At 73.3% G+C, this 2,384-nt stretch carries 1 protein-coding gene; it reads left to right on the top strand.

Annotation, left to right across the window (positions count from 1 at the left end):
- Positions 1 to 2,384: condensation domain-containing protein (locus AB0E67_RS36400; RefSeq protein ID WP_362035142.1), on the top strand; the 2,384-nt coding region annotated here is incomplete at both ends.

Below are 2,384 nucleotides of genomic sequence, written 5' to 3' on the forward strand. Positions count from 1 at the left end.
TTCGGGGCCGCGGTCAAGGCCGTCAAGGAACAACTGCGGGCCGTCCCCGACCGGGGCATCGGCTACGGCGCGCTGCGCCACCTCGCCCCCGACACCCCCTTCACCGACCACCCCGCACCCCGCATCAGCTTCAACTACCTCGGTCGCATGGACGCCGCCACCGCCGACCACGACTGGATCCGGTCGACCACCCTGAACCCGGGCGGTGAATTCGCCCCCGACGAGGCCCGCCCGCACGAACTCGACGTCATCGGCGAAATCCGCGACGGCCGCCTCACCCTCACCTGGACGTACTCCGACGCCCGCCACCACCGCACCACCATCGAACGCCTCGCCCACGCACTGGCCGACGACCTGCGCGGCTACCTGAGCCACTGCGCCGACCCGGCGAACGGCGGGCGAACCCCGTCCGACCACCCCCTCGCCGGTCTCGACCAGACCGAGACCGACCGCATCGCCGGCAACGGCCGAACCGGCGTCGCCGACATCCTTCCCCTCACCCCCCTCCAGGCGGGCATGGTCTTCCACGCCCTCGCCGAACCCGGCTCACCGACCTACCTCGAACAGTTCTGCTTCCTCCTGGAGGACACCGAGGGCCGGACCATCGACACCGCCGCCCTCGCCGACGCCTGGCAGCACACCGTCGACCGGTCCGACGCCCTGCGCGCCGTCCCCGTCTGGGACGGACTGCGCCACCCCGTCCAGGTCGTCCACGACGACGTCACCCTGCCGGTCACCGTCCTCGACTGGACCGACACACCCGGCGAGGAACCGGCCGAGGCCGAGCGGCGCCGCGAGGCCGCGCTGCGCGACCTGCTCGCCGCGGACCGCGCGCAGGGCATCGACCTCACCACGGCACCGCTCATGCGGCTCGTCCTCATCCGCTGCGCCCCCCACCGGACACGGGTCGTGTGGACCTTCCACCACCTGCTCCTCGACGGCTGGAGCACCGCCGCACTGCTCGACGACGTCATCAGCCGCTACGCGACCGGCACCGCCGCCCCCAGGCCCCCCTTCCGCCGCCACCTCGCCCACCTCCACGAGCGGGCCGGGCAGCGCGCGGCGGGCCTCGACCACTGGCGCACCGCGCTCGCCGGCTTCACGGAGCCGACCGCACTGCCCCACGACCGCGCCCCGCAGGACACGACCGGTCACGGCCGCTCCACCGCCCATGTCGCCCGCACCGCGTCCGAGGCGCTCTCCGCGCAGGTCACCGCGTTCGCCCGGCGCCACCACCTGACGGTCAACGCCGTCGTCCAGGGCGCCTGGGCCCTGCTGCTCTCGCAGTACGCGGGCACCCGTGACGTCGTCTTCGGGACGACCGTGTCCGGCCGGCCGGCCGACCTGCCCGGGGCGGAGGAGATCCTCGGCCTGTTCATCAACACCCAGCCGGTACGCGTCGGCATCGACCGAGGCCGGTCGGTCACCGCGTGGCTCACCGCCCTCCAGGCCACGCACGCCGAGGCCCGCCGCCACGAGGACATCGCACTCAGCGACATCCCGACCGAGCTGCCCCCGGGTGCCCCGCTCTTCGAGAGCCTTCTGGTGTTCGAGAACTACCCCATCGACACCGACCGCGTGCAGCGGTTCGGCCTCGCCCTGCGCGACATCCAGGTGACCGAGACCACCAACTACCCGCTCGTCCTGACCGCCTACGCCGCCGGAGACCTCAGCTTCGACCTCGGATACGACCCCGGCCGCTTCGACACGAGCACCGCGGAGCGTCTCGCCGCCCACCTGGAACACCTCCTCGACGCCCTCACCGGCTCGCACCCCGACACCCTGCTCGGAGACCTGTCGGTCCACTCCGACGACGAGCTGCGGCGTGTCCTCGACGAGTGGAGCGACGGCGGGGGCAGCGCCTCCCACGGCCGTTCGGTCGTCGCCGCCTTCGCGGAACGGGTCGCGTCCGGCCCGGGCGCGGTGGCGGTGCGATGCGGTGACGTCGCCCTCACCTACGCGGAGTTGGACGCGTCCTCGGACCGGCTGGCACGGGTGCTGGCCGAGCGGGGGGTGACGGCCGAGACCAGGGTCGGCCTGCTGCTGGAACGATCGGCGGACGTCGTCGTTGCGATGCTGGCCGTGCTCAAGTCCGGTGGCGTGTACGTGCCGTTGCACGCCTCGTACCCGGAGGAGCGACTGCGCCGCGTACTGGGGCAGTGCGGCGCCCGGGTCGTCGTGACCGACACGGCGATGGCGTCGCGCGCCGCCGCGGCGGCCGTGCCCGTGGTGCGGGTGGACGAGGCCCCGCGCGACGGGCATGCCCTGCCGGTGCCGACGGGAGACGCCTCTTTGGCGTATGTGATGTTCACGTCGGGGTCGACGGGTGTGCCGAAGGGTGTGGCGGTCACGCATGGGGACATCGTGGCGCTGGCGGCGGATGG

The organism is Streptomyces sp. NPDC032161 (genome assembly GCF_040636995.1).
Taxonomy (GTDB): Bacteria; Actinomycetota; Actinomycetes; order Streptomycetales; family Streptomycetaceae; genus Streptomyces.